Genomic DNA, 26,898 nt, shown 5'->3' on the forward strand with positions numbered 1-26,898 from the left:
AATATAGCTGTCAGCGCAATATTTGCTTGCGCTAGCGGTTGGTTTTTTTCAATAGTGTTCTCCAAATTGCGACAGATGCCCCAATTCAGTGCGGGGTTGTCGCTGTACCTCTGGCGTTCACGCGCCTAGCATGATTCTTATGAGCACCACGCATTTCGGTTTTCAGTCGGTGGACGAGCAGGAAAAGGCACGCCGCGTGCGCGGTGTGTTCGATTCCGTGGCCTCCAAATACGACGTGATGAACGACCTCATGTCGGCGGGCCTGCACCGCGCCTGGAAGGCTTACACCGTGATGGTGGCCAACCTGCGCGAAGGCAGCCAGGTGCTGGACATTGCCGGTGGCACGGGTGACTTGGCGCTGGCGTTCTCCAAGAAGGTGGGCGCCTCGGGCCGTGTGGTGCACACCGACATCAACGAAGCCATGCTGCGCGTGGGCCGTGACCGGCTCATCAATGAGGGCGTGGTGCTGCCCACGCTGGTCTGTGACGCCGAAAAGCTGCCGTTCCCCGATGCGCATTTCGACGTGGTGAGCGTGGCCTTTGGCCTGCGCAACATGACCCACAAGGACCAGGCCATTGCCGAGATGTGCCGCGTGCTCAAGCCCGGCGGCAAGCTGCTGGTGCTGGAATTTTCCAAGGTGGCCAAGCCGCTGGAGAAGGTGTACGACTGGTACTCATTCAAGGTGCTGCCCCAGCTGGGCAAGCTGGTGGCGGGCGACGACGCCAGCTACAGCTACCTGGCCGAGTCCATCCGCATGCACCCGGGGCAGGAAGAACTCAAAAGCCTCATGCAAAAAAATGGTTTTGGGCATGTGGACTATCACAACATGACGGGGGGAATTGTCGCCCTCCATGTTGGAATCAAGTGCTGAGCGGTTTGCTCGGTCGATAACGGAGACGGAGAAGTCATGATGAAACTGTGGTCTGTGGTGTTGGTCGCGATGCTGGCGTTTGCACACGCCGATGCCGACGCCGCGCGGCGACTGGGTGGTGGCAAATCGGTGGGCAAGCAGTCCAGCAACGTGACGCAGCGCGAGGCGGCCACGCCGCCCGCTGCACCGGGCGCACCTGCACAGAGTGCGACCAACACGGCGGCGGCCGCCAAGCCTGCCACCGCTACGCCGGCAGCAGCCCCGGCCGCACCGGCCAAGAAGCCCTGGGGCGCCATGCTGGGCGGCCTGGCAGCGGGGCTGGGTCTGGCCTGGCTGGCGCACTCGCTGGGTCTGGGCGCAGGCTTTGCCAACATCCTGATGATTGCGCTGCTGGCGCTGGCGGCGTTTGCCATCTTCAAGATGGTCATGCGGTCGCGCAACGGTGGCGGCAATGGCACGGGCAACGCGGCGGGTGGCGCTCCGTTCGCCTTCCAGGGCGCAGGGGCCGCAACGCCTGCCGCTGCGCAGGTGCCTCCGCAGTACAGCCCCAACAACGTGGGCAACGACGCATCGGCCCGCCCCTGGGAGCGCAGCAGCATGGCGTTTGACGCCTCGCGCGCTGGTCAGGGTGGCGTGGGCTCGGGTGTGGTGATCGGCTCGGGCCTGTCGGGCTCGCAGAACTGGGGTGTGCCCGCAGACTTCGACACCGAGGGTTTCCTGTCGGCCGCCAAGCGCAACTTTGTGACCCTGCAAGGCGCGTGGGACCGGTCGGACATCGCCACCCTGCGGTCCATGATGACGGACAACATGCTCGATGAAATCCGCACCCAGCTGGCCGAGCGCGAAGCCCACCGGGGCACGCAGCCCAACCACACCGATGTGGTGATGATCGAGGCGCAGCTGCTGGGCATCGAAGACCTGGGCGATGGCTACATGGCCAGCGTCGAGTTCTCCGGCATGATCCGCGAAGAACCCTCGGCCGGGCCCAGCCCGTTCAGGGAGGTCTGGAACATGACCAAGCCCAAGACCGGCAACACCGGCTGGCTGGTGGCTGGCGTGCAAGCGCTGCAGTAAACGCAGCCCATGGGGCCCCTGCGGGTCAGGGGCATTCCAGTTCAGGGAATAATCGGGGACTATGGCAACACCACAGTCCCCTTTTCCTTTTCTGGACGGCCTCTTCGAGCGCCTGGCCGCTGGCCCGCAGCCCCCGCAATGGCTGGTCCACGAAGTGCAGCAACGCCTGGTGCTGTTTCTCAACCATGTGCTGATGCAGGAAAAAGAGGCCACGGACCGGCTGGTGCGCCAAAAAGGCCGCATCGCGCGGGTGCAGTGGCGGGCCTATTCCCTGTCGTTGGTCATCACCCCGGCAGGCCTGCTCAATCTGGCGCCCGAATCCGCGGTGCCCGACCTGCGGCTGGAAGTGACCGACACCTCCCCCATCACCCTGGCCCAGGCCGCGTTGCGGGGCGACAAGCCCGCCATCCGCATTGAAGGTGACGTGCAACTGGCGGCCGAGATCAACTGGCTGGCGGACCATGTGCGCTGGGATGTGGAAGAAGACCTGGCCCGCGTGATCGGCGATGCCCCTGCACACACACTGGCGCAGTTCGCCGGCCGGGCGGCCCAGACATTGCGCCAGTTTGTAGGTTCGCGCATGGCCGCCGCCAGCGCGGCGTCTTCCTCGGTGATGGTTGCGACGGCACCGGTGGCGCCCGGCGCTCCGGCGGCTGCACCGCTGTCACCCTCGGGTGGTTCGGACCGGGCCGACGCATGAAGCGCTTCTTTCGGGGGGCTGCCATCCTGTGGGTGGTGTTCCGGTTCGGCCTGGATGGCTTGTTGCTCGACAGCTTCAACAAACCCTGGCTGCGCATGATTTCGCGCATCGTGTCCATCGGGCGCAATCTGGATGCGCCGCGTGGCCAGCGCCTGCGGGAGGCGCTGGAGAGCCTGGGCCCCATCTTCGTCAAGTTCGGCCAGGTGCTGTCCACCCGCCGCGACCTGTTGCCGCCCGACATTGCCGACGAACTGGCCCGCCTGCAGGACCGCGTGCCGCCGTTCGACCCCGACATTGCCATCGCCACCATCGAGCGTGCGTTCCGCCGCCCGGTGGATGAGGTGTTCACCTCTTTCGACCGCACACCGGTGGCCAGCGCGTCCATCGCCCAGGTGCATTTCGCCACGGTGCGTGACCGCCAGGGCATTGAGCGCGAGGTGGCCGTCAAGGTGCTGCGCCCCGGCATGCTGCCGGTGATCGAGAAGGACCTGAGCCTCATGCGCATGATGGCGGGCTGGGTGGAGAGTCTGTCGGCTGACGGCAAGCGCCTCAAGCCCCGCGAGGTGGTGGCCGAGTTCGACAACTACCTGCACGACGAGCTGGACCTGGTGCGCGAGGCCTCCAACGCGGCCCAGCTGCGCCGCAACATGGCGGGGCTCGACCTGGTGCTGATCCCCGAGATTTTCTGGGACTTCTGCCACCCCGAGGTCATGGTGATGCAGCGCATGAAGGGCGTGCCCATCAGCCAGATCGAGCGCTTGCGTGAGGCGGGGGTGGACATCCCCAAGCTGGCGCGCGACGGCGTGACCATCTTTTTCACCCAAGTGTTTCGCGACGGGTTCTTTCACGCCGACATGCACCCGGGCAACATCCAGGTGAGTCTGGAGCCCGCCACGTTCGGCCGCTACATCTCGCTGGACTTCGGCATCGTGGGCACGCTGACCGAGGTGGACAAGGAATACCTGGCTCAGAACTTTGTGGCGTTCTTCCGGCGCGACTACAAGCGCGTGGCCGAGCTGCACATCGAAAGCGGCTGGGTTCCGCCCGAAACGCGGGTCAACGATCTCGAATCGGCCATTCGCGCCGTGTGCGAGCCGTACTTTGACCGCCCGCTCAAGGAGATTTCACTCGGGCTGGTGCTGATGCGCCTGTTCCAGACCTCGCGGCGCTTCCATGTCGAGATCCAGCCCCAGCTGGTACTGTTGCAAAAAACCTTGCTCAATATCGAGGGCCTGGGCCGCGAGCTGGACCCGGACCTGGACCTGTGGAGCACGGCCAAGCCCTTCCTCGAAAAGTGGATGCTGGAACAGATGGGCCCCCAGCGCCTGTGGCGCGAGCTGCGCGCCGAGGCGCCGCACTATGCCAAGCTGCTGCCCGAGCTGCCGCGCCTGATCTACGACGCCCTGCGCCAGCGCCCCGCGGACCACCAGCCCGCCCTGCGCGAGTTGCTGGAGGCGCAAAAACGCACCAACCGGCTGTTGCAATCCATCATTTATGGCGGTGTGGGGTTTGTGCTGGGGCTGCTTGCCATGCAGCTATTCATGCGCATCCGGGTTTTTTAGCGTCTGCGGCACAAAAGTTGCCTTCATAATCCGCAGCAATTTTGTAACGTGTTTGTAAGTGGGGCTGCGGCCCCATGGTCGTCAGGCGCCGCAGTGTGACCACCCCAGCCACTTTGCGCGCGCGCTGCCTTTTTCGCTACCACCTCTGGAGTTTTGGAGCGGCGCCATGCTGTTGTCATTCATCGTTCTGTACCTGCTGGTTTCGATTGGTGTGGGCCTGTATGCGGCCACTCGCGTGCACAACACCGCTGACTATGCGGTAGCCGGACGTAGCCTGCCTCTGGCGGTGGTGATTGCCACCACGTTTGCCACGTGGTTCGGATCGGAAACCGTGCTGGGGGTATCGGCCCGCTTTGTGGACGGAGGGCTCGGCGCCGTGGTGGAAGACCCCTTTGGCGCGTCCATGTGTCTGGTGTTGGTGGGACTGTTTTTCGCCTACAAGCTGTACCAAAAGAACCTCATCACCCTGGGCGACTACTACCGCCAGCGCTACGGTCGTGTGATTGAAGTGGCCTGCTCGGCGATCATCATGTTCAGCTACCTGGGCTGGGTGGCGGCGCAGATCACGGCCTTGGGCCTGGTGTTCAACCTGCTCACCCAAGGCGCTGTGTCGATCACCATGGGCATGATCATTGGCACGCTGGTGGTGCTGGTTTACACCCTGTATGGCGGTATGTGGTCGGTCGCCATGACCGACTTTGTGCAAATGATCGTCATCGGGGTGGGCCTGCTGGCCATCGCCTGGTATGCCGCCGATTTGGCGGGCGGTGCAGGCAAGGTGGTCGAATTTGCGGCGCGTGAGGGCAAGTTCCATTTCTTCCCGACCGGGGGCGTCAAGGAATGGACATTTTTCATCGCTGCTGCCATCACCATGATGCTGGGCTCCATCCCTCAGCAGGACGTGTTCCAGCGCGTCATGTCGTCCAACAGCGCTGCCACCGCGCGCAAGGGACCGGTGATCGGCGGCCTGTTGTATTTGCTGTTTGCCTTCATCCCGATGTTTGTGGTCACCGCTGCAGTCTTGGTGATGCCTGAAACGGCGCAGGCGCTGCTCAAAGAAGACCCCCAGAAGGTATTGCCCACCCTGGTGATGGAGCGCATGCCATTGATGCTGCAGGTGGCGTTTTTTGGAGCGCTTCTGTCGGCCATCATGTCTACTGCATCCGCTACTTTGCTGGCGCCATCCACCACTTTCGTGGAAAACATCTTGCACAACCTGCGCCCGGGAATGAGCGATCAGCAGACCCTCAAGGCAATGCGTATCTCTGTGCTGGTGTTCACGGGCTGTGTGCTGACCTATGCCATCACCATGCAGGGCACCTCGATCTATGAGCTGGTGTCGGGCGCTTACCAGGTGCCTCTGGTCGGTGCCTTTGTGCCGCTGGTGTTTGGCCTGTACTGGAAACGTGCCACCACCCAAGGCGCCCTGCTGGCCGTGGCGATGGGTCTGGGTGTCTGGCTGCTGTTCGTTGCGAGCCCCATGCTGTCGGAGGCTTTCCCGCAACAACTGGCAGGAGTACTGGCCGCTTTGGTCGGCATGCTGGCGGGTTCGTTGGCTCCGCAGTGGATCGATGATCACAAAGGGCACGTCACCCACTACCAAGGCAGTGCCAGCTGAATGCCCGGGCCCGCGCCATGGTGCGGGCCTTGCGGATGGGCATGCCGCCTATAATTGAGGGTTTTGCACTTTCCCTCAACACACTGACATGCCTATTTACGCCTACAAATGCGGCTCCTGCGGCCATGCCAAGGATGTGCTGCAAAAAATCTCCGATGCACCCCTGACGGTGTGCCCCGCCTGCGGCGCTGAAGCCTTCTCCAAGCAGGTCACTGCGGCGGGATTCCAGCTCAAAGGTTCGGGCTGGTATGTGACGGATTTCCGGGGGGGCAGCGGGGGCAGCTCCGCTCCCGCGACCGAAGCCAAGTCGGAATCCAAGACCGAGTCTTCTGCATCTGCCAGTGGTGGTGATGCTCCTAAAAAAGAAGCATCCAGCGCAAGTACCACTAGCGCTGGAAGTGCCAGCGGCACTTCTTCCTCTTCGAGCTGAGGACCTGCATGGCTGCCTTGCGCAAATGGCTGTTGACAGGCCTTCTGGTCATCGTGCCCGGTGTCATCACGGCCTGGGTGCTCAACTGGATTGTGAGCACGCTCGACCAGACCCTGCAGATCCTGCCGGGCGCGTGGCAGCCCGACAAGCTGCTTGGGGTGCATGTCCCGGGCTTCGGTGTGGTGCTCACGCTGGCCATCTTGCTGGTGGTGGGTGCCATTGCCAGCAATTTTGCGGGCCGCAAGCTTGTGGAGTGGGGCGATGCGCTGGTGCACCGCATTCCCGTGGTGCGGTCCATCTACTCCAGCGTCAAGCAGGTGTCGGACACGCTGTTTTCCGAGAGCGGCAACGCCTTTCGCAAGGCCGTGCTCGTGCAGTGGCCCCGCGAAGGGGTGTGGACCGTGGCGTTCGTCACGGGTGCTCCCAATGGTGAAGTGGCTGCCTACCTGCGCGACGAGTTCGTCAGCGTATACGTGCCCACCACCCCGAATCCCACCGGTGGGTATTTTGTGATGGTGCGCAAGAGCGACTGTGTCGAGCTCGAAATGAGCGTGGACAGTGCCCTCAAGTACATCGTCTCCATGGGTGTGGTGGCTCCGGCGGACCCCACGCTGCCCCCGCCCAAGTAAGAAAAAAAGCAATCTCTTTCAACGTCAACGCGCCCTGCGGCGCCGGAAGTTTTGTCATGGCCATGCGTTCCCACTATTGCGGTCTTGTGACCGAAGCCCTGTTGGGCCAAACCGTTACCCTGTCGGGCTGGGTGAACCGCCGCCGTGACCATGGTGGCGTGATCTTTATCGACCTGCGTGACCGCGAAGGCTACGTGCAGGTGGTGTGCGACCCCGACCGCGCCGAGATGTTCAAGATCGCCGAAGACGTGCGCAACGAGTTCTGCGTGCAGGTCAAGGGTGTGGTGCGTGCTCGCCCCGCCGGCACCACCAACGACAAGCTCAAGACCGGCCAGATCGAAGTGCTGTGCCATGAGCTGAACGTGCTCAACCCTTCGGTCACGCCTCCGTTCCAGATCGACGAGGACAACCTGTCCGAAACCACGCGCCTCACGCACCGCGTGCTGGACCTGCGCCGCCCGTACATGCAGAACAACCTGATGCTGCGCTACAAGGTGGCCATGGAGGTGCGCAAGTTCCTCGATGCCAACGGCTTCATCGACATCGAAACCCCCATGCTCACCAAGAGCACGCCCGAAGGCGCGCGTGACTACCTTGTGCCCAGCCGCGTGCACGACGGCCAGTTCTTCGCGCTGCCCCAGTCGCCCCAGCTGTTCAAGCAGCTGCTGATGGTGGCGGGCTTTGACCGTTACTACCAGATCACCAAGTGCTTCCGCGACGAAGACCTGCGCGCTGACCGCCAGCCTGAATTCACCCAGATCGATATCGAAACATCGTTCATGGAAGAGCAGGACATCCGCGACATGTTCCAGGGCATGATCAAGACGGTGTTCCAGAACACGCTGGGCGTGGACCTGGGCGAATTCCCCGTCATGACCTACCAGGACGCTGCGCGCCTGTATGGCTCCGACAAGCCGGACCTGCGTGTGAAGCTCGAATTCACCGAGCTGACCGACGTGATGAAGGACGTGGACTTCAAGGTGTTCTCGGGTGCCGCCAACATGAAGAACGGCCGCGTCGTGGCCCTGCGCATTCCCGGCGGCTCCAAGGAAAACGGCGGCATCAGCCGCGGCGAGATCGACGCCTACACCGAGTTCGTCAAGATCTACGGCGCCAAGGGCCTGGCCTACATCCGCGTGAACGAGCTGGCCAAGGGCCGTGACGGCCTGCAGTCGCCCATCGTGAAGAACATCCACGACACCGCCCTGCAAGCGGTGCTGGAGCGCACCGGTGCGCAAGACGGCGACCTGATCTTCTTCGGCGCCGACAAGGAAAAGATCGTCAACGACGCCATTGGCGCGCTGCGCATCAAGATCGGCCACAGCGAGTTCGGCAAGAAGAACGGCCTGTTTGAAGACCGCTGGGCGCCGCTGTGGGTGGTGGACTTCCCGATGTTCGAGTACGACGAGGAAAACCAGCGCTGGAACTCGGTGCACCACCCCTTCACCAGCCCCAAGGACGGCCACGAAGACTGGATGGTCACCGCGCCCGAGAAGTGCATCTCCAAGGGCTACGACATGGTGCTCAACGGCTGGGAAATGGGTGGCGGCTCCGTCCGTATCCACCGCGCCGATGTGCAGCAGAAGGTGTTCGACGCCCTCAACATCACGCCCGAAGAAGCCCAGCTCAAGTTCGGCTTCCTGCTGGACGCGCTGCAGTACGGCGCGCCCCCTCACGGCGGCCTGGCCTTTGGCCTGGATCGCATCGTGACGCTGATGACCGGCGCCGAGTCGATCCGCGACGTGATCGCCTTCCCCAAGACCCAGCGCGCCCAGTGTCTGCTCACGCAGGCGCCCAGCCCTGTGGACGAAAAGCAGCTGCGCGAGCTGCACATCCGCCTGCGCAACCCCGACGCGGTCAAGACGGCAGCCTGATTTCGGACGCATCACGTCCTTCGCGTATGCAGCCATGCGTCGCACAACAAGCGGCTCGGGCCTGGTGCCCGGGCCGCTTTTTTCATGCGCGGCGTATCGGGCACTGACCGCCGGGCACGGACTGAAAGAGGTACCTCCATGCGTTTGTTGACACGCCCCCATTGGCTGCTGGCAGCGGCCGCCTGCATCGCCCTGGCCGGATGTGGCGAGAAGAAAACCGAACTGGGGCAGGGCGGCTCGGTGGTCACGGGCTCGGCCGGGCCGCAGGGCGCGCAGAACGCGGCCCGCGAACTGGTGCGTTGTGATGCGCCCGTAGCCACGCTGGCGCTGGCCGAGAACCCCAATGGCTACATCATGGGCTCGGGCTACCAGTTGCCTTCGTCGCCGGTGCCCCTGGTCAAGCTGCTGGCCCAACAGAGCGGGTGTTTCCGGGTGGTGGACCGGGCGGCCGGCCTGAAGGGGACGATTCAGGAGCAGGAACTGAAGGACGCAGGTGTGCTGCGCAAGAACAACTCCACCGTGGCCAAGGGCAAGGGCTACGAGGCGCAGTACACGCTCACGCCCAGCCTCACGTTCAGCGAGCAGGATGCGGGCCGGGGCCTGGCCGGGGTGATCGCCATGATCCCGGTGCTGCGCGACATCGCAGGCCTGGCCGGGCTGGTGGAGCAGGTCAAGTTCAAGGAAGCGCAGACGGCCTTGCTGCTGTCCGACAACGAAACCACCGAGCAGGTGGCAGCGGCCACCGGCTCCGCACGCACCACCGACCTCGGGGTGGGCGGCCTGGTGTTCGGCAAGCTGGGCGGCGCTGCAGGCGCTGGCTGGAGCAACACCAACGAGGGCAAGGTTATCGCCGCGGCGTTTCTGGACGCGCACAACCAGCTGGTGGTGCAGGCGCGCGCGTTGCAGGCCAAGGAGCTGCCCCCGCCCGTGCCCACCACCACGACAGCGCAGCGTCCCAAGGGCGGCTGAAGGTTGGGGGGCGCCGAGCCATGGCAACCGCCGGGCCGCAGCGGCCGTACAAGCTTCCGGAGTCGGTGCTGGTGGTGATCCACACCCCTGCGCTGCAAGTGCTGCTGATCCGCCGCACCGGGGGTGAAGGGCATTGGCAGTCGGTCACCGGCAGCAAGGATGCGCTGGACGAGCCCTTTGCCGAGACGGCCCGCCGTGAAGTCGCCGAAGAAACCGGCATAGACACCCAGGCACCGGGTTGCCTGCTGACCGACTGGGCGCTGGAGAACGTGTACGACATCTGGCCCCAATGGCTGCACCGTTATGCCCCCGGCGTGGTGCGCAACCGCGAGCGCGTGTTTGGCCTGTGTGTGCCCCCCGGGACACCCGTGGTGCTGAGCCCGCGCGAGCACGATGCCTATGAATGGCTGCCCTGGCAGCAGGCAGCAGACCGGTGTTTTTCTGCCTCCAATGCCGAGGCTTGCCTGTTGCTGCCCCGGTTCGTGAGCCCCTGAAAATCCGGCAAGCCACTGGCCAGTGGTCGAGGAAGGCCGCGTGCCAGGCGCCGTGGTCTCAAGGAGATTCTGGGGGCCGCAGCCGCAGGGCTGCCGCAGGGTCGTCGGCCTCGTCAGTGGGTGCTGGGTTCAGTGCCAGGCTGTCTTGCGGAGGTGGTGGGATGCGTGCCGGTGCGTTGTCGCCGCTGCTGCGCACCCGCAGTGCCACGCCGCCGGGGTGCCGCTCGCTGTCTTGCCCCAGGATGGCCCTTGCCGGGGCCGTACCCATGCGGGTACGCAGTGCGTCGATGGCTGCCTGCAGCGGCTCGGGCGCGGCCATGCGCGCGCTGTGGCGCAGCAGCACCTGCTGGGCCATATCCAGCAGTTTGGAGTTGAGGGTGCGCTCGGCCTCGGCCAGCAGGTTTTGCACAGCCCCGCCCGGGTCGCCACCCAGGCTCTGCGCCATCGCGACTTCGGCCGTCTTGTTGACCCGTTGCAGGCAGTCGCGCACCAGCTCGCTGTAGGGCTCATGCAGGTTGCATGCATTGGCCATCAACTCGGTCAGACCCCGTGTGTTGGCATAGCGCATGCCCAGGGCGCGCACCCAGCTGTCACCCTCGGGCAGCTCAATGGATGTGACGGCCAACACGGCCAGCAGGCTGCCCAGGTTGCAGGCGGCTTCAAAGTCAAAGGTGCTGGACGTGATCTCGCGGGCCATGCCACGCACCGACTCCACCGCCTGCGAGAACTGCCGCTGCTGGATGAGCTGCAGCGCGCGCGCCACTTCCGCAAACCGACGGATGCGTGCGCTGCTGTGGTGGCGCTCCAGGATGCGGGCAAAGTCGGCCATGCAGCGCTCAATGCCCTTGCGGTCGTTTTCGGCGTAATAGGCAAACGTCAGCAGCACCAGCGACTGGTAGTCGAACAGCTTGGAGTCAATGCCCAGCACTGTGGCGCGCGCCAGCACCTTGGTGGCTGTGGCGCGGTCGCCCATGTAGTACGACATCATCCCCAGCTTCTGCAGCCGCACCACCGAGTCGGGCGTGAGGGTGCTGGCCGTGCGGTAGGTCTCGATGGCCTGTGCAAAGTTGCCCATCTCCACCTGCGCGCGGCCCAGCACGTCGTAGGCGTCGGCAAACGAGGCGTCCTCGCCAATCAGCTCCTGCAAGGTGGTGATGGCCCGCGCGGCCTGTCCTGACTCGATCTGCGCACGGGCCACGCCCAGCTTGGCCCAGGGCAGGGCGCGCGCGGCGATCACGGCCTCGAACAGGGTGCGCGCCTCATCATGCCGTCCCAGGCGCAGCAGCAGCTCCGACCCGATGCGGGCGGCATACAGCCAGTAAGGCTTGCGGGCTTCAAAGCGCTCTACACACAGCGCGGCGGCCTGCTCGAAGTCCTCGGCCTCGATGGCGTCGAAAATGGGTTTGAGATGGATCTTGCGCAGACGTGCCAGGCTCAGGCGCTCGAACAGCGCGCTGGGCGTGAAGGGCTTGAGCAGGTAGCCGTCCAGAGCCGACTCGGCGGCCTCGGCCACGGCGGCATACGACGCCTCGGCCGTGACCATGAAGAACACCGTGGAAAACGGCAGCAGCTGCGCGCGCCGCAGGTCATCCAGCAGGGTCTGGCCCGAGTAGTTGGATTCGCCAAAAAACTGGTCGCACAGCACGTAATCGAACACCGTGTGCTCCAGCCGGGCGCGCGCGTCCTGCACACGGGAGCATTGCACGATGCGGGTCACGCCGTATTCGCGCAACTGTCCCACCAGGATGCTGCGCGACGTGGCATTGCTGTCCACGATCAGCGCCTGGGTCGGTGGGGCGGGATTGGGGCCGCTCTCGGTAGCCATGGGGGTCGGGGCCGTCCCTGCGTGCTCAAAATGTTGGAGCCCCCAGTGTAAGCCGCTGCAGCACCAGGCCTGCGTCGGGCAAACCCCTTGCTACCACGGCTTGCGACACAATCTCCAGTCCTAGGAGCGGCAATTGACCGCTTGCCGTTTTCAAGGGCGCCTCATGGATACTGACTCTCGCTGCTTCGTTGACGTTCGCTTGTCGAGTGGGCACGCTACGCATTCGCCAGCACCGCGCTGGGCGCGCCATGCGGCGTTGTTCCTCCTTGCGGGCATGAGCCCGCCGCGTCCTCGCGCCTTGCCTATCGCACCCATCGCGGCACTGGCGAGCGCGTTCAACTACCCCTCCTAGGACCATGCAACACGACGACATCCTGCGCGTAGCCACCTACAACATCCACAAGGGGGTGCAAGGCATCGGACCCGCGCGGCGGCTGGAGATTCACAACCTGGGTCTGGCGGTGGAGCAGCTCGATGCCGACATCGTCTGCCTGCAGGAGGTGCGCAAGCTGCACCGGCGCGAGGCGGCGTATTTCCAGCGCTGGCCTGAGCTGCCGCAGGCCGAGTTTCTGGCGCCGGAAGGCTACGAGGCGGTGTACCGCACCAATGCCATCACCAAGCACGGCGAACATGGCAATGCACTGCTGACCCGCTGGCCGGTGATCGGGCACCAGCATGAAGACATCTCGGACCACCGCTTCGAGCAGCGCGGCCTGCTGCATGTGGAGGTGGATGTGCAGGGCCGCAATGTGCACGTGATCGTGGTGCACCTGGGCCTCATCCCCGGCAGCCGCGTCCGCCAGGTCGAGCGGCTGCAGGCCTTCATCGAGCGCGAGGTGCCGCCCGGCACGCCGCTGGTGGTGGCAGGGGATTTCAACGACTGGGGGCAGTTGCTCAAGCGCATGCTGGCGGGCTTTAGCCTGTATGAATGGGATGCGCCCCGCACCTTCACCTACCCCGCACGCCTGCCCCTGGCGCAGCTCGACCATGTGTACGCGCGCGGGCTCACGCCGCTGTCGCTGCAGGTGCCGCGTGGCCGCATCTGGTGGCGCATGTCGGACCATCTGCCCTTGATTGCGGAGTTCCGGCTGTGAGGCCCGGGCGGGGCGTGCTTGGTGTGTGCGGTGGCGGGGTGGCCGGATGAGGCGCAGGCCCTTTGCGCAGGCCCCGGGCGCCGGGCCTGCCGACGACCACCAGGTCCGTCTGCTGCAAGGTGCTGAGGAGTTCTTCCCGGCGCTCATCGAGGCCATGGATGCTGCCATGGCGGACATCCAGTTCGAGACCTATATCTTTGACTTCACCGGCGCCGGAGCCACGGTGGCCCAGGCGCTGATGCGCGCCGCAGCGCGCGGCGTGCGCACCCATCTGGTGGTCGATGGCGTGGGCACCGGGGCTCTGCCCAAGGCTTGGGCCGAGCAGTTGCAGGCTGCCGGTGTGCTGTGCAGCGTGTATTCGCCGCTGGGGCCGCTGGGGCTGCTGCTGCCGCACCGCTGGCGGCGCCTGCACCGCAAGCTGTGCGTGGTGGATGGGCGGGTGCTGTTTTGCGGCGGCATCAATGTGCTGGATGACTTTCACGACCCCAACCACGGCACGCTGGAGGCGCCCCGTTTTGACTTTGCGGTGCGGGCCACCGGCAGCCTGGTGGCCTCGGCCAGCGACACCATGGACCAGCTCTGGTGGCGCATGCAGGCTGTGCGCGATGCGCGCCAGCGCCGCCTGCCGGAGGCCTTGCGGGCCCTGCGCGCGGCCAGCGCCGCACGGCACGCGGAGCAGGGTGGCGACCCCGATGCAGGCCCCCGCGTGCGTGCCACCCTGGTGCTGCGTGACAACGTGCGCAACCGCAGCCGCATCGAGAAGGCTTACCGCAAGGCCATCGGCACGGCGCGGCACGAGGTCATCATCGCCAACGCCTATTTCATGCCCGGCGGCAAGCTGCGCCGCGCGCTGGTGATGGCCGCACGCCGGGGTGTGCGGGTGCGCCTGCTGTTGCAGGGACGGTACGAATACTTCATGCAGTACCACGCGGCCCGTCCCGTGTACGGCGCGCTGCTGGAGGCCGGCGTCGAGATCTACGAGTACGCCCCCAGCTTTCTGCATGCCAAGGTGGCCGTTATCGATGCACAGGGCGACCGGCCCTGGGCCACGGTGGGTTCGTCCAACCTCGACCCGCTCTCGCTGCTGCTGGCGCGCGAGGCCAATGTGGTGGTGGAAGACGCCGCCTTTGCCATCGACCTGCGCCAGCGCCTGGTGCACGCCATGCAGCACGCGGGCCGCCGCATGGACCCTGCGCGCTACGCCGGCCGCCCGCTGCGCCAGCGGGTGCTGGACCGCGTGGCGTTTGGTCTCATGCGCCTGGCGCTGTGGGTGACGGGCAAGCGGTACTGAGGGCGTCTTTGTCGAGTGCGCTACTTTATTGATAGCTGCTCAGGCATATTGCACTAGCGCTTGCCGCCTAAAACCCTTGTAATCGATCAAACTGTGTTCGCTGGTACGATGCCACCCATGTCCAGCCAACCTGCCGCCGATATGACGCCCACCCCACCGGACGAAGGCACGCCCGTTTCCGTCAAGATCCGAGAACGCCTTGCCGCCGCGCGCAAGCGCTTTCACGCCAACGACAACATTGCCGAATTCATCGAGCCCGGCGAGCTGGAGAAGCTGCTCGACGAGGTTGAGGTCAAGATGCAGGGCGTGCTCGACAGCCTGGTCATCAACACCGAAGGCGACCACAACACCAACAACACCGCGCGCCGCGTGGCCAAGATGTACCTCAACGAGGTGTTCCGTGGCCGCTACGTGGCGCAGCCGCCCATCACCGAATTCCCGAACGCCGAGCACCTCAACGAGCTGATGATCGTGGGCCCGCTCACCGTGCGCAGTGCCTGCAGCCACCACTTCTGCCCCGTGATCGGCAAGATCTGGATCGGCGTGATGCCCAACGAGCACACCAACGTGATCGGCCTGTCCAAATACGCGCGGCTGGTGGACTGGATCATGGGCCGCCCCCAGATCCAGGAAGAAGCCGTGGTGCAGCTGGCCGACCTGATCATGGAAAAGACCCAGCCCGACGGCCTGGCCATCGTCATGGAAGCCAGCCACTTCTGCATGTCCTGGCGCGGCGTGCGCGACAACGACAGCCGCATGATCAACTCGGTCATGCGTGGCGTGTTCCTCAAGGACAGCGCCCTGCGCCGTGAATTTTTGTCCCTTATTCCTGGAAAGAACTGACCATGCTGGTACGCCTGCTTTACGCTAGTCGCGCGGTCGATACCTCGCCCGCCGCCATCGAAGCCATCCTGACGCAGTCGCGCCAGCACAACCCGGGCTCCGGCATCACCGGCGTGCTGTGCTACGGCGGAGGCGTGTTCCTGCAAGCCATCGAGGGCGGCCGCTCTGCGGTGAGCGAGCTGTACGGCCACATCCAGAAGGACCCGCGCCACAAGGACGTGGTGCTGCTGCACTACGAAGAAATCGCCGAGCGCCGGTTTGGCGGCTGGACCATGGGCCAGGTCAACCTGTCCAAGATCAACCACTCCATCCTGCTGAAGTATTCCGAGAAGCCCGAGCTGGACCCGTACTCCGTGTCGGGCAAGGTGTCGTTTGCGCTGCTCGAAGAGTTGATGGCCACGGCCTCCATCATCGGAAGAGCATAGAGATCACCCCCCTGAGGCGCTGCGCGCCTTCCCCCCGCTCTCGCACCACTTCGCGGTGCGGGCAGGGGGACGCCACCAGTGCGGCGGGGCGGCCCTTGCACGGTGGCCCCCAGCTTGGGCCGCGCCAGTCGCAGATGCCGTGAGCGGTACCTAGCCCTTCAATCCAAGCCGCAGCCGCCATCGCGCTGCGGCTTTTTGCATTCAAGCCCTCTCTCTTTCTGACCTGTGACCTTCACCGCTTTCGCCCTCATCATCCTCGCTGGCCTCATCCACGCGTGCTGGAACATCGTGGCCAAGAAGGCCGGGGGGGACTCGCGGTTTGCGTTCTTCACCTCGGTGATCATGATGGTCGTCTGGGCGCCGCTGGGCTGGTACCTGGGACGCGACGCGGTGCCGCAGTGGGGTGCGGTGGAGTGGGGCTTCGTGGCCGCCAGCGGGCTGCTGCATGTGGCGTACTTCGTCATCCTGCTGCGCGGCTACCGGGTGGCGGACCTCACCGTGGTCTACCCGCTGGCGCGCGGCTCGGGGCCGCTGTTGTCGTCGCTGGTGGCTATCACGCTGCTGGGCGAGCAGATCTCGGCGCTGGGTGCCTTGGGCATCGTGGGCGTGGTGGGGGGCGTGTTTCTGATCGCGGGCGGCCCGGGCCTGCTGCGCGCCGCGCACGACCCTGCCGCACGGGCACGGGTGCACAAGGGCATGGCCTACGGGGTTCTGACGGGGGCCTTCATTGCCAGCTACACGGTGGTCGATGGCTATGCCGTCAAGTTTTTGCTGATGTCGCCCATCCTGGTGGATTACATGGGCAACTTTGTGCGCGTGGGCCTGCTGGCGCCGGTGGTGCTGCGCGACCTGCCCACGGCCCGCACGCTGTGGCTGGCCCAGTGGCGTTTTGCCCTGGCCGTGGCGGTGGTGAGCCCCGTGGCCTATGTGCTGGTGCTGTACGCCATGCAGCAGGCGCCCCTGTCGCACGTGGCTCCGGCGCGCGAGGTGTCCATGCTGTTTGCCGCGTTGATCGGCGGGCACCTGCTGGGCGAGGGTGACCGCGTGGCGCGCATCTTTGGCGCGCTGTGCATTGCGGCAGGCGTCACGGCGTTGGCCTTGGGATGACGGCTGCCGCACCACAATCCCTGCTGCTGGGCTGCGACTTCTCCAGCAGCCCCACGCGGCGCAAACCCATCGTGCTGGCGCTGGGCCAGCGCCAGGGCGCGCGCGTGTCGCTCACAACGCTGCAGCCGTTCGACACCCTGGCCACGTTTGGCCAGTGGCTGGCGCAGCCCGGCGACTGGGTGGGCGGGTTCGACCTGCCTTTTGGCCTGCCGCGCGAGCTGGTGCAGGCGCTGGGCTGGCCCACCGACTGGCACGCCTGCATGCAGCACTACCGCAGCCTCAGCCGCGACCAGATCCGCGCGCAGTTTGCGGCGTTCTGCGATGCGCGCCCCGTGGGCGGCAAGTTTGCGCACCGTGCGACCGACGGGCCCGCAGGCTCCAGCCCCTCGATGAAATGGGTGAACCCGCCCGTGGCCTACATGCTGCACGCGGGCCTGCCGCGGCTGCTGGACGCGGGCGTGCACCTGCCCGGCTTGCACAAAGGCGACCCCCGCCGCGTGGCGCTGGAGGCCTACCCCGGCCTGCTCGCGCGCGAAGTGCTGCAGCGGCGCAGCTACAAAAGCGACGACCGCGCCAAGCAGACGCCCGACCGCCTCATCGCCCGCAAAGACCTGGTGAATGCGCTGGAACTGGGCCAGACCCGCCTGGGCCTGCGCCTCAAGCTCAGCCACGCCCAGCGCGACGCGCTGGTGCAGGACGCCAGCGGCGACAGCCTGGACGCCGTGCTGTGCCTGCTGCAGGCCGCCTGGGCCCAGCAGCGCCATGCCGAGGGCGACGCGCTTTACGGCCTGCCGCCGGGGCTCGATCCACTCGAAGGCTGGATCGTCACGGCGGACAAGCCCTGACCAACGATTCCGCCGCTTTTCCAGGCATCGGCCCGCCGCAGGCTGCGTAGCATGGGCGGGACACGTTAGATGCTTTGTTTGCCCATGCCTTTCGCCCCCCGCCATTGGTTCGCGCTGGTTTTGCTGGCCCCGCTGCTGCTGCAGGCCGCCCCCGCCCCCTGGTACTACTGGCGCAGCCTGGTCGATGGCCAGCGCGTGTGCGCGCAAACCTCGCCCGGCCCGGGCTGGGAGCGCGACAGCGCCCCCCACGAAGGCCCCGGCTGCCAGCCGCGCCGCAAGGTACTCATCGTGCCCATGCGGTGACAGGCCGCACGGTGGACGGTGGATTGCGGTTGTTATAAAAAACATAGCTATCAGCGCTTATTGCATAAGCGCTAGCAGCCAAAAATGCTTGCAATCATGTGCATGCATTCGATAATGGCACGCATGACCGAACTCATCCTGATCCGCCACGGCGAGACCGACTGGAACCGCGAACTGCGCTTCCAGGGCCACGTGGATGTGCCCCTCAACGCCACCGGCCACGAACAGGCCCGCCGCTTGGCCGAGCGCCTGGCCGCAGAGCGCCCCGTGGTGCATCACCTCATTTGCAGCGACCTCATCCGCACCCAGCAGACCGCCACTCCCAGCCTGCAGGTGCTGTTCCCTCATGCCCGCATCGACACCCTCACCGACAGCGCCCTGCGCGAGCAAAACTTTGGCGTGGTGGACGGCAAGCGCGTGGACGACGTCAAGTTGGAACACGCCGACGCATGGAACCAGTGGCTGCGCTTTGAAGCCGACTACGGCATGCCCGGCGGCGAGACCACCCGCCAGTTCCACACCCGCGTGATGGACGCCGTCTACCGCATCGCCCAGCAGCACAGCGGCCAGACCGTGATGGTGGTCACCCACGGCGGCGTGCTCGACATGATCTGGCGCACTGCACGCGGCACGGGGCTGGATGGCCCGCGCCAGAGCGACATTCCCAACGCGGGTCTCAACCGCGTGCGGGTGAGTGGAGAAGCGGTGGAAGTGCTGGACTGGGCCGATGTGCGGCACCTGGCGGATTTGCCGGAGCAGCCGGTGTACGACCAGACGAAGTTGGTGGTGCGGTGAGTGGCAGTGGCATCTGTTGTTGGCAATGAAATGCCAGCAGCTTGGGCTTGCGCTACCTCCCCGTGATGCGCCGTGTCGGGGTCACGCGATAGGCCAGAGGCAGGTGACTTGCTAGATGGTCAGCCTGAAGGCGGGTGGCGCTATTTGCCGATGCGAATCTTGAATGGCTTGAAGTCGCGGATGACGAGTGCTTTTGACTTTAAGAGGTCAGTCCGTTTGCCATCGATAGCGGCAGTTGCCTTGTTCACCACAATGACGAGATCATCCGAGCAGAGTTCGTCGCTCTCCAGAAACGCCTCAGCGTACCGATCGGCAGCAGATTGCCCGAATCGAGGAATTTCCAGAACACCTGACGCCACCCGTTTATTTGCTTTGTTCAAGACGGTCACCACTACCTGCAGGTTTTTGACTTCTTCCATCCCGCTGTCAAAAGAAAACACAGCAGAACATTGACCTTGACCAGCCCACACCGTGTTGGAATGCCAGAAGTCAATGGCATGCGCTTGTGCTGCGAGGCCTGAAAGGATGATCAATATCGCTGGTGCAAATCGCTTCATTTGAGATTCCTGTGTCATGAAAATGTCGGTGGCTTCTGTGGAGGACCGCTCGGCTGTCTTGGTGCTGAGTCCGCTATGTCGCCGACGGTAGCCCTAACACGCTGTTTATCGCCCTGATCTGCCTTGCCAACCGCACCGACTCCGGCTGCCCATTCACCATCGGCTGCACTACGTTCTGCACCGCCCCCCACTGCCCGTTGCGCTGCAGTGCATCCAGCCAGATCTGGTGGAACAGATCCCGCTGCGCATGGCTTCCTCCAATCTCCACCAGCCGGGGCAGAGCCACGCCCAGTTTCTCCACCGCCGTCGCCCAGTCGCCCTGCGCATGCGCCAGCAGGCCGTGGGCGGCAGGCACGCACACCTGCTGCCACACGGTGCGTTCATGCGCCTCGGTGCGGGAGGCAGCGTGGGCTGCGATGTTGTTTTGCAGCGTGCGCGCGGCCTCCATGCGGCCGGCGCGGGCCAGGCCGTAGAGGTATTGCAGGTCCAGAAAGGGCAGCACATGGTCGGCCAGGCGCGGCGCCAGGTGGTCGGCCACGTCGGCCCAGCGGTCGCCTACGTCCACGCCCGCCAGCTCCAGCCGGGCGAGCAGGGACACGGCGTTGATCTGGTCTTGCGTGTATTCCTTGACCACGCCCCAGACCTGGCTGTCGTAGAGCGCTAGCACCTCGGCGTGCCGGTCTTGTTCCAGCAGGAACAGCGCCTGGTGCCACCAGTTGTGCGTGACCATGAAGGAGTTCAGGCCCGTCCAGGTGTCGTTCACGCTGGCCATGAAGTCGGTACCTTCGCGGATGCGGCCCTGGGTCAGCATGACGTGGGCCAGCGCGTGGTGGGCCCAGGGCTCTTTGCGGCACAGGGTGATGGCGTGGCGTGCGGCGCTTTCAGCTTCTTGCAGGCGGTGGCATTGCTCCCAGCCAAAGGCCAGCATGCCGTGCAGGTAGGGCACCTCGGCCGCAGCGGGCAGGGCCTGGAGCGCCAGGCGCAGCATGCCGGGCGAGTCGCCCCGGTTGAACAAATGGTATTGGCCGAGCTTGAGGGAGGCGAGATCGCGCGGGTGCAGGCGGGCTTGCTCCTCGTGCAGTGCAATGGCGCGGGGCAGGTCGCCATCCACCCAGGCGGCGATGGCGGCCACAAAGCGTTGTTCACGCTCGCTGGCCTCTGTGGCGCGGGCCAGGGCCTGGTCGATGAAGGGGCGGGCGTTGCGCGGGGCGTCGGCCGATTCGGCAAACATGTGCAGCGCCGCGCAGCTGGCCTGAACGATGGGGCTGGTGTCGGCCGCCGCGTTCAGCACGTTCACCGCGCGGGCTTCGCAGGCGATGAAGCCTTCTACAAAGTCATTCAGCGCCGTCGCGCTGGTGGCGTCGTGCAGCGTGATGGGGTTGCCCAGGCTGTCGGTCATGCGGGTGTGCGTGGAGGATGGCATGGGGCATTGTTGGGTCGCTGGGCTCAGCCGCCGTTGATCAAGGTCAGGTAGGCGTTGCGGGTTTCGGCCGAGACGGAAGCGACGAGCTGTTCGTGCGGCGTCTGGTGCCGCGCCAGCATGCGGGCGCTGGCCACGGTTTTGGACTTGCAGTACCAGTGGCAGGTGTGCTGCATCAGAAACAGCTCGGCCGTCATCATGTAGGCGCGGTCCTTGGGCGACAGGTGGCTGGTGTTCTGCACCACATGGGCGATGCCGCGCGCGTGGATGGCCAGGGCTCGGCGCACGTCAAAGGTCATGGCGGGCAGCAGCTTGTCGGCAAACGGTATCGGCACGGAGAGCCGGCTGACGCGCGCGTGGGCTTCGTCCACCTTGGCAAAGTCGGCGGCAAAGCGGCTGAACTGCTCGCTCAGCTGCGACTCGGTGGTGCTCAGCAGGCTCCAAATCTGGCTGCGGCGCTCGTCGGTGCTTTCACCCAGGGCGCGTAGGTAGCCGTCGGTCAGCGCCTCCATCAGCTTTTCGATCTGGTAATTGGCCAGGTGTTTGCCGAGCAGCGCGATGCGCTTGCGCTGCTCTTTGGCGTTGAGCATGAAGGTGCCGGTGGCGATGAGGATCGCCAGGATGATGATGTCCATGCGGTGGTGGGATGGTGGTTTGTGAGGTGGGGCTCCAGCGGTGGTGCCAGCGTCAGAGCGTGTCCCTAAGAACGTGTTTACGATCTTTTCGGGGTCGCGTTGGAGTGCAATCGGGATGAGTGGATGCCTCGGATGCGCTGCATGGGCTCGTGCCCATGCAAGCAGCCGGGGCGTCCAATCGCCCGATTTCACTCCAACCCTTTGGGCAAGTGCCTTGCCGGGCGGTCTGCGGCGTTGCGGCGCTTGTGGATAGCCGGGCTATCCACTGCGCCCCGCGCCTTGCACTCCATCCCGGCAAGGTACTTGTGCGACCCCGAAAAGATCTTGAGCAGGTTCTTACCACCACACCTCGTACTGCACGCCCACCAGCGTGCGCGAGGTCTTGCCATTGGCGCCAAAGGTGCCTGCGTTGGCCACCGCCGCCGCCTGGTTCCAGTTGGCCTTGGTCACATACAGACGCAGCTCGGGACGCGACCAGAAGTCTTCATTCAGTGCCAGGGCACCCGCCAGCGTGACCTTGGACAGGCGCTGGTCCGGGCCACTGCCCTTGCGGGTGGTGGTGGACAGTTCCACCAGGCCCTTGAAGTTCTTGGTGAACGCGTACGAGCCACGGCCGCCCAGCGAGAAGTCCTTGGTCTCCACACCGGTCAGGTCAGCCTTGTTGGTCTGGTAGCCAATGAGGGCCTGGCCGCCAAACGGGCCGCTTTGCCAATTGATGGAGTCGGCGATGCGGGTGGCGCGCTTGCCTGCGCTGGTGCCCTCGATGGCCTCAAACTCCCCGTCGATGCGGGCATGGCCACGCGATGTCTGCAGGTACAGCGTGTTGGTGATGCTAGGCAGCAGGAACTCCTTTTGCGTGTGCATCAGCGAGATGCCGGAGCCCGAGCCGCCGCCCACCTGGTTCTTGCCCCCCACAGCCGTCAGCAGCACCCGCAGCTTGCCGCCGGGGTTGGTGTTGATGTCAGACAGGTCGGCGTTAATGCGATGCGCCTTCACATTGTTGGGCAGGCCGCCGTCAAACTTGTCGCCGGAGAACACACCCACGCCCAGCTTCATGCCGCCCACAGGCACGTCGGTCACACCGGCGCCGATGTTGTCGCCGTAGTTCAGCAGGAAGTAGTCGACGATGTGCACGTCCTGGATCCGCAGGCGGCGCTGGCCGACCCAGAACTTGGCTTCGGGCGAGAACGAGAAGCCGCTCATTTCCACAAAAGCCTGTTCGGTGCTGATGTCGCCACTGCCCCACTTGGCGGGCATGTAGTTCACCTTCCAGTTGATGCCGCCGGCCTCGAAGCCCTTGGCAAAGTTGACTTCGATGCCGTTGTCACCCTCGTTGCCCAGGCGGTATTTCTGCAGCTCGCCGCCCAGCGTCAGGTTGCCCTTGACGCCGTCGGAGTGGTTGAACACCGGGCCACCGCGGGAGTAGCCGTTGAACTCAAAGCCTGCTACGTCCATAGCAAAGGCGCCATTCGCGCATGCGGCGGCCAAAGCCACCGCCGTGAGGCGGTTTCTTGTCTTCATGATGGGATCCCTCTGGGGTTGGTTTTAGTGCGTGTAGGTACGTGTGTCGTACACGGCTTACTTGGTCTTCGCGGCGGCCGCGATCTTCTTCATGGCGTCGGCGACGCTCACCTTGTCGTCGTTCCAGAACTGGCTGACGACATCCTTGATCGCCCCTTCGGTGGCAGGCGCAATCGCCATGCCATGGGCCACGCTGGGCACCAGGCCACCGCTCTTGGCAGTGTCGGCAAAGTCTTTGCTGGACAGCTTGGCGCAGTCGTCAAACTTGTCCATCTTCTGTCCGGTGCGCACAGGGATCGAGCCCTTGTTGAGGTTGAACACCTCCTGGAACTCAGGGCTCATGATGGAGCTGGCCAGGTCGCTCTGCGCCTTCTGTGCTGCAGCATCCTTGAGCTTGAACAGGATGAACGAGTCCACGTTGAAGGTGAACGCATTGGCCGTGCCCGGTGCGGCCGCGCACTGGAAGTCCTTGCCCGGCGCCTTGTTGGCGGCAATGAACTCGCCCTTGGCCCAGTCGCCCATCAGCTGAAAGCCTGCCTTGCCCTGGATGAGCATGGCCGTGGCCAAGTTCCAGTCGCGGCCGGGAGCGCCGGGGTCGGTGTAGGTCTTGATGCGGCGGAAGGTCTCCAGCGACTTCTTCATGGTGTCGCTGTTGATGGCCTTGTCGTCCAGCTTGACCAGTGCGTCCTGGTAGAACTTGGCACCGCCCACACCCAGCACCACGGATTCAAAGGTCGTGAAGTCCTGCCAGTTCTGGCCGCCATGCGCCACGGGGATCAGGCCTGCGGCCTTGAGCTTGTCGGCTGCGGCAAAGAATTCGTCCCAGGTCTTGGGCATGCTGGCCACGCCCGCCTTCTTGAGCGCATCGGAGCTGGCCCACAGCCAGTTCACGCGGTGCACGTTGACGGGGGCGGCCACGTAGCTGCCCTTGTACTTCATCACGTCGGCGACCACCTTGGGCAGCACGTCGTCCCACTTCTCGGTCTTGGCGAGTGCATCGACATTGGCCAGCACGCCTTCGGACGCCCATTCCTGGATGGCCGGGCCCTTGACCTGGGCGGCCGAGGGCGGGTTGCCCGAGATCACGCGGCTCTTGAGCACCGTCATGGCGCTGTCGCCACCGCCCCCAGCCACGGCAAAGTCGCGCCAGGTGTGGCCCTTGGACTGCATGATCTTCTTGAGCTCGGCAGCCGACTTGGCCTCGCCGCCCGATGTCCAGTAGTGCAGGACCTCGACCTCCCCCGCGCTGGCAGACATCGCGGCCGCCAGGCCCACCGCCAGTGCGGCGATCTTTGTCATTTTCCACATACCCTTGTCTCCTCGACGTTGTTTTCAGAATCCGTTGCTGCGCCGTGATACCGGTGCCGTTCAGCGCAGTCGGTACTTTAATTACAATAATTAATTTAATTCTCAGGGCTTTCCCTGAGAGTCGCAGCGGCCCCACAGAGGGCCCGTTGCAGGGGCCTTTGTTATGCTCAATCCATGGCCACGATACTGATTGTCGAAGACGACGCCCTCCTGCTCGACGCTCTCACCGGCCAGCTCAAGCAACTCGATTACAGCGTCTGCACCGCCAGCAGCGTGGCGCAGGCCATGGCGCTTTTGCAGACGCAGGCGGTGGACGGCATCATCCTGGACCTGGGCCTGCCCGGCGCCGACGGCATGGAACTGCTGACCTGGGCCCGCGCGCACATTGCCGGCCTGCCGGTGCTGATCCTTACTGCCCGCGACGGCGTCGATGACCGTGTGCTGGGCCTGAACGCCGGGGCCGACGACTACATCACCAAGCCCTTCAACATGCAGGAGCTGCAGGCCCGCCTGCAGGCCATGTTGCGCCGTGCGCGCCAGCCCGCCTTCACCCAGGCCAGCAGCGCCGCAGGCGTTGCCAACACCACCATCGGCCCGCTGGTGTTGGACCACGCCAGCCATTCCGCCGCGCTGAACGGCGACCTGCTGGAGCTGACCCAGCGCGAGTGGGAGCTGCTGGAGCTGCTGGCCCACCGCTGCGGCGAAGTCGTCACCCGCGACGACGTGCTGGCCGCCTGGCGCGCCAGCCCGCCCGAACCCGGCCAGACCGCCGCCCCGCTGAACTCCAATGCGCTGGAGGTGTATGTGCACCGCCTGCGCAAGAAGCTCGACCAGTCCAACCTGGTGATCCGCAATATCCGGGGGCTGGGGTACATGCTGAACAAGCCGTAGATGGCACACCCCCCTGAGTCGCTGCGCGCCTTCCCCCCACTCTCGCTTCGCTCCGCTGCGCGGGCAGGGGGACGATGCCCTCGCTGCGGGGCGGTCCTTGCTCGGCATCCCGCGCCCCGGCCGCGCCAGTGTCACGCGTTGCGGGCTTTCACCACCTCCCGCAGTGGGGTTCTCTGACATGCGCCACGTACCTGGGGTCTCTCTTCAACGCAAGCTGCTGCTGTGGCTGCTGCTGCCGCAGCTGGTGCTGTGGCTGTCGGGCGGGTTTCTGGCCTGGCGCATTGCGCTGCAGAACGGCGAGAAGGGCATTGACCAGACGCTGACCCAGTCGGTGCGGGCTCTGGCGCGGCAGATCAAGCCGATTGGCGACGGGCTGCTGGTGGACTTTCCGAAGGCCGCGCAGGACATCCTGGAGCAGGACCCAGCCGACCGCATCACCTACATGGTGTCGTCCCCGCCCGGCCGCTTTCTGCTGGGCAACGCGCAGCTGCCAGCACCGCCCGCCCAGGTCGATGTGGCGGTGGGCGAGGCGTTTTTGTACCAGGCGCGGGTGGACGACAAACCGGTGCGCGTGGCCTTGCTGGACGTGGACTACGGCACCGCCTCCACCCGCCAGCGCCTGCGCGTGCAGGTGGCCCAGAGCCTGACGGTGCGCGAGCGCATTGCGCAGGAGCTGCTGGAGCGCATGGTGCTCCCCATGGGCCTGATGGGCCTGGCCCTGAGCGCCGTGGTGTACGCCGGCGTGCTGCGCGGCCTGCAACCCCTCAAGCGCCTGGAGGCGCAAATTGAACGTGCAGGCGCACAGCCCCACACGGGCACCACGCCCCTGCCACCCATCGAGCTGACATCTGCCCCGCAGGAGGTGCATTCGCTGGCCAGCACCATCAATCGCCTGCTGGAGACCGTGGCGCGCGGCCAGCAAAAGGAAAAGCGGTTTCTGAACGACGCTGCCCACCAGCTGCGCACGCCGCTCGCCGGCCTGATCGGCCAGACCGAGCTGGCCCTGCACGAAAGCCACGAACCCGCCGTGCAGGCCCGCCTGCAAAAGGTGCTGTCGGCCGCGCAACGCAGCGCCCACCTGGTGCACCAACTGCTGCAGCTGGCGCGCTCGGAGTCGAACGTGGAGATGCAGTCCATCGACCTCGCCGCCCTGGCCCGCGAGGTGGCCCGCGAATGGGCCGCCCGCGCCCTGGCCCAGGGCATGGACCTGGGCTACGAGGGCGTGGACCACCTGCCCGCGCAGGGCCACCCGCTGCTGCTGCGGGAGGCGTTGAACAACCTCATCGACAACGCGCTGCACTACGCAGGCCCCGGCGCCACGGTGACGGTGCGCGTGGGCCATGAAGAGCCCGGGCATTGGGCACTGTTGGTGGTGGAGGACGACGGGCCGGGCGTGCCGGCCGAGCACCTGGGCGATTTGTTTGCACGGTTCTGGCGCGGGTCGGACAAGGCAGGAGGGTGTGGGCTGGGGCTTTCGATCGTGGAAGAGATCGCGCTGCGGCACGGAGGGCGGACCGTGGCGGAGGGGATGGTGCCGAAGGGGTTGCGGGTGGGGATGCGGCTGCCTGCGGGGTGAGTTTTTGGTGTTTTTGGCTGGGTGCGCCAGTGTTTCATGCCTTGGCAGCTATGATTTTTATAGTGATCTCCATCACTTCGGGGCTGAAGATTTCCAGCGGAAATTGACGGTTTCACGCGTCTGGTGTGCGCGCTGAGTCTTGGGGGCTTGTGCGCATCGAATGGCATGCCTTCTTTGAGGGCGGAGGCCGGGAGTCGCCCGGCAGGCGAGGCACTTTTCTTTGCTTCGCCAAAGAAAAGTA

26 protein-coding genes are annotated in these 26,898 nt (G+C 65.2%); 20 read left to right on the forward strand and 6 right to left on the reverse strand.

Features of this window, described 5'->3' with window-relative positions; genetic code table 11:
• The first annotated feature begins 139 nt into the window (after positions 1 to 139).
• From ubiE to nudB, 10 genes are all read left to right on the forward strand, one after another.
• Positions 140 to 871: a bifunctional demethylmenaquinone methyltransferase/2-methoxy-6-polyprenyl-1,4-benzoquinol methylase UbiE gene (ubiE, locus tag ACODSM_RS18995; protein ID WP_488806532.1), complete on the forward strand. Its 732-nt coding sequence runs from the start codon at positions 140 to 142 to the stop codon at positions 869 to 871.
• Between the two features lie 36 nt (positions 872 to 907).
• The gene (locus tag ACODSM_RS19000) at positions 908 to 1,945 is read left to right on the forward strand and encodes a Tim44 domain-containing protein (protein ID WP_488806533.1); all 1,038 of its coding nucleotides are present in this window, start codon (positions 908 to 910) and stop codon (positions 1,943 to 1,945) included.
• Positions 1,946 to 2,006: 61 nt separating this feature from the next.
• Positions 2,007 to 2,645: a hypothetical protein gene (locus ACODSM_RS19005; protein ID WP_488806534.1), complete on the forward strand. Its 639-nt coding sequence runs from the start codon at positions 2,007 to 2,009 to the stop codon at positions 2,643 to 2,645.
• Positions 2,642 to 4,207, forward strand: coding sequence for a ubiquinone biosynthesis regulatory protein kinase UbiB (gene ubiB / locus ACODSM_RS19010; protein WP_488806535.1), 1,566 nt, complete (start codon positions 2,642 to 2,644; stop codon positions 4,205 to 4,207). The genes ACODSM_RS19005 and ubiB overlap by 4 nt, the downstream gene beginning before the upstream one ends.
• 166 nt (positions 4,208 to 4,373) lie before the next feature.
• Entirely contained in the window at positions 4,374 to 5,825 is a 1,452-nt protein-coding gene (locus tag ACODSM_RS19015; protein ID WP_488806536.1) for a high affinity choline transporter 1, read from the forward strand.
• 88 nt (positions 5,826 to 5,913) lie between these two features.
• Complete coding sequence (locus ACODSM_RS19020) at positions 5,914 to 6,255, forward strand: FmdB family zinc ribbon protein (RefSeq protein WP_110959688.1); 342 nt, start codon at positions 5,914 to 5,916, stop codon at positions 6,253 to 6,255.
• Positions 6,256 to 6,263: 8 nt separating this feature from the next.
• Positions 6,264 to 6,884, forward strand: a complete 621-nt coding sequence (locus ACODSM_RS19025; protein WP_015012747.1) for a DUF502 domain-containing protein — start codon at positions 6,264 to 6,266, stop codon at positions 6,882 to 6,884.
• A gap of 56 nt (positions 6,885 to 6,940) precedes the next feature.
• Entirely contained in the window at positions 6,941 to 8,758 is a 1,818-nt protein-coding gene (aspS, locus tag ACODSM_RS19030; RefSeq protein ID WP_060986755.1) for an aspartate--tRNA ligase, read from the forward strand.
• A 138-nt stretch (positions 8,759 to 8,896) separates the two neighbouring features.
• On the forward strand, positions 8,897 to 9,727 hold the full coding sequence (locus ACODSM_RS19035; RefSeq protein WP_488806537.1) for a curli production assembly/transport component CsgG: 831 nt from the start codon (positions 8,897 to 8,899) through the stop codon (positions 9,725 to 9,727).
• 20 nt (positions 9,728 to 9,747) lie between these two features.
• Positions 9,748 to 10,221 (forward strand): dihydroneopterin triphosphate diphosphatase, encoded by a 474-nt coding sequence (gene nudB, locus ACODSM_RS19040; RefSeq protein WP_488806538.1) that lies wholly within the window; start codon positions 9,748 to 9,750, stop codon positions 10,219 to 10,221.
• Between the two features lie 58 nt (positions 10,222 to 10,279).
• Here nudB and ACODSM_RS19045 read toward each other — a convergent pair whose 3' ends face one another.
• A complete protein-coding gene (locus ACODSM_RS19045; protein ID WP_295937556.1) occupies positions 10,280 to 12,046 on the reverse strand; it encodes a response regulator in 1,767 nt (588 codons plus the stop codon).
• A gap of 356 nt (positions 12,047 to 12,402) precedes the next feature.
• Between ACODSM_RS19045 and ACODSM_RS19050 the strand changes: the two genes are divergently transcribed.
• The 8 genes from ACODSM_RS19050 (at position 12,403) to ACODSM_RS19085 (ending at position 18,749) form a co-directional block, all read left to right on the forward strand.
• Positions 12,403 to 13,140: an endonuclease/exonuclease/phosphatase family protein gene (locus ACODSM_RS19050; protein WP_110959685.1), complete on the forward strand. Its 738-nt coding sequence runs from the start codon at positions 12,403 to 12,405 to the stop codon at positions 13,138 to 13,140.
• A gap of 46 nt (positions 13,141 to 13,186) precedes the next feature.
• Positions 13,187 to 14,431 carry a cardiolipin synthase ClsB gene (gene clsB, locus ACODSM_RS19055; RefSeq protein WP_488806539.1) on the forward strand — a complete coding sequence of 415 codons (1,245 nt, stop codon included), beginning with the start codon at positions 13,187 to 13,189 and terminating at the stop codon, positions 14,429 to 14,431.
• A 117-nt stretch (positions 14,432 to 14,548) separates the two neighbouring features.
• On the forward strand, positions 14,549 to 15,274 hold the full coding sequence (gene folE / locus ACODSM_RS19060) for a GTP cyclohydrolase I (RefSeq protein WP_110959683.1): 726 nt from the start codon (positions 14,549 to 14,551) through the stop codon (positions 15,272 to 15,274).
• Positions 15,275 to 15,276: 2 nt separating this feature from the next.
• Complete coding sequence (locus ACODSM_RS19065) at positions 15,277 to 15,699, forward strand: BLUF domain-containing protein (protein WP_015012755.1); 423 nt, start codon at positions 15,277 to 15,279, stop codon at positions 15,697 to 15,699.
• A gap of 225 nt (positions 15,700 to 15,924) precedes the next feature.
• Entirely contained in the window at positions 15,925 to 16,806 is an 882-nt protein-coding gene (locus tag ACODSM_RS19070) for an EamA family transporter (RefSeq protein ID WP_252659360.1), read from the forward strand.
• Positions 16,803 to 17,651: a DUF429 domain-containing protein gene (locus ACODSM_RS19075; RefSeq protein ID WP_488806540.1), complete on the forward strand. Its 849-nt coding sequence runs from the start codon at positions 16,803 to 16,805 to the stop codon at positions 17,649 to 17,651. Before ACODSM_RS19070 ends, ACODSM_RS19075 begins: the two co-directional genes overlap by 4 nt.
• A gap of 84 nt (positions 17,652 to 17,735) precedes the next feature.
• On the forward strand, positions 17,736 to 17,954 hold the full coding sequence (locus ACODSM_RS19080) for a hypothetical protein (RefSeq protein WP_488806541.1): 219 nt from the start codon (positions 17,736 to 17,738) through the stop codon (positions 17,952 to 17,954).
• Positions 17,955 to 18,077: 123 nt separating this feature from the next.
• The gene (locus ACODSM_RS19085; RefSeq protein WP_422848854.1) at positions 18,078 to 18,749 is read left to right on the forward strand and encodes a histidine phosphatase family protein; all 672 of its coding nucleotides are present in this window, start codon (positions 18,078 to 18,080) and stop codon (positions 18,747 to 18,749) included.
• A 140-nt stretch (positions 18,750 to 18,889) separates the two neighbouring features.
• On the opposite strand, the gene ACODSM_RS19090 is transcribed toward ACODSM_RS19085, so the two are convergent.
• The 5 genes from ACODSM_RS19090 to ACODSM_RS19110 form a co-directional block, all read right to left on the reverse strand.
• Positions 18,890 to 19,306 (reverse strand): IrmA family protein, encoded by a 417-nt coding sequence (locus tag ACODSM_RS19090; RefSeq protein ID WP_488806542.1) that lies wholly within the window; start codon positions 19,304 to 19,306, stop codon positions 18,890 to 18,892.
• A 73-nt stretch (positions 19,307 to 19,379) separates the two neighbouring features.
• The gene (locus tag ACODSM_RS19095; protein WP_488806543.1) at positions 19,380 to 20,729 is read right to left on the reverse strand and encodes a tetratricopeptide repeat protein; all 1,350 of its coding nucleotides are present in this window, start codon (positions 20,727 to 20,729) and stop codon (positions 19,380 to 19,382) included.
• Between the two features lie 23 nt (positions 20,730 to 20,752).
• Positions 20,753 to 21,361 carry a hypothetical protein gene (locus ACODSM_RS19100; protein ID WP_015012762.1) on the reverse strand — a complete coding sequence of 203 codons (609 nt, stop codon included), beginning with the start codon at positions 21,359 to 21,361 and terminating at the stop codon, positions 20,753 to 20,755.
• 336 nt (positions 21,362 to 21,697) lie between these two features.
• Positions 21,698 to 22,882 carry a carbohydrate porin gene (locus ACODSM_RS19105; protein WP_488806544.1) on the reverse strand — a complete coding sequence of 395 codons (1,185 nt, stop codon included), beginning with the start codon at positions 22,880 to 22,882 and terminating at the stop codon, positions 21,698 to 21,700.
• A gap of 57 nt (positions 22,883 to 22,939) precedes the next feature.
• Positions 22,940 to 24,190 carry an ABC transporter substrate-binding protein gene (locus ACODSM_RS19110; protein WP_015012609.1) on the reverse strand — a complete coding sequence of 417 codons (1,251 nt, stop codon included), beginning with the start codon at positions 24,188 to 24,190 and terminating at the stop codon, positions 22,940 to 22,942.
• A gap of 174 nt (positions 24,191 to 24,364) precedes the next feature.
• Here ACODSM_RS19110 and ACODSM_RS19115 point away from each other — a divergent pair, with 174 nt between their 5' ends.
• Both ACODSM_RS19115 and ACODSM_RS19120 read left to right on the forward strand, forming a co-directional pair.
• Positions 24,365 to 25,081: a response regulator transcription factor gene (locus tag ACODSM_RS19115; RefSeq protein ID WP_015012608.1), complete on the forward strand. Its 717-nt coding sequence runs from the start codon at positions 24,365 to 24,367 to the stop codon at positions 25,079 to 25,081.
• 178 nt (positions 25,082 to 25,259) lie between these two features.
• Positions 25,260 to 26,657: a sensor histidine kinase gene (locus ACODSM_RS19120; protein ID WP_476018718.1), complete on the forward strand. Its 1,398-nt coding sequence runs from the start codon at positions 25,260 to 25,262 to the stop codon at positions 26,655 to 26,657.
• Positions 26,658 to 26,898: the final 241 nt, after the last annotated feature.

The organism is Acidovorax sp. FG42 (genome assembly GCF_057809195.1).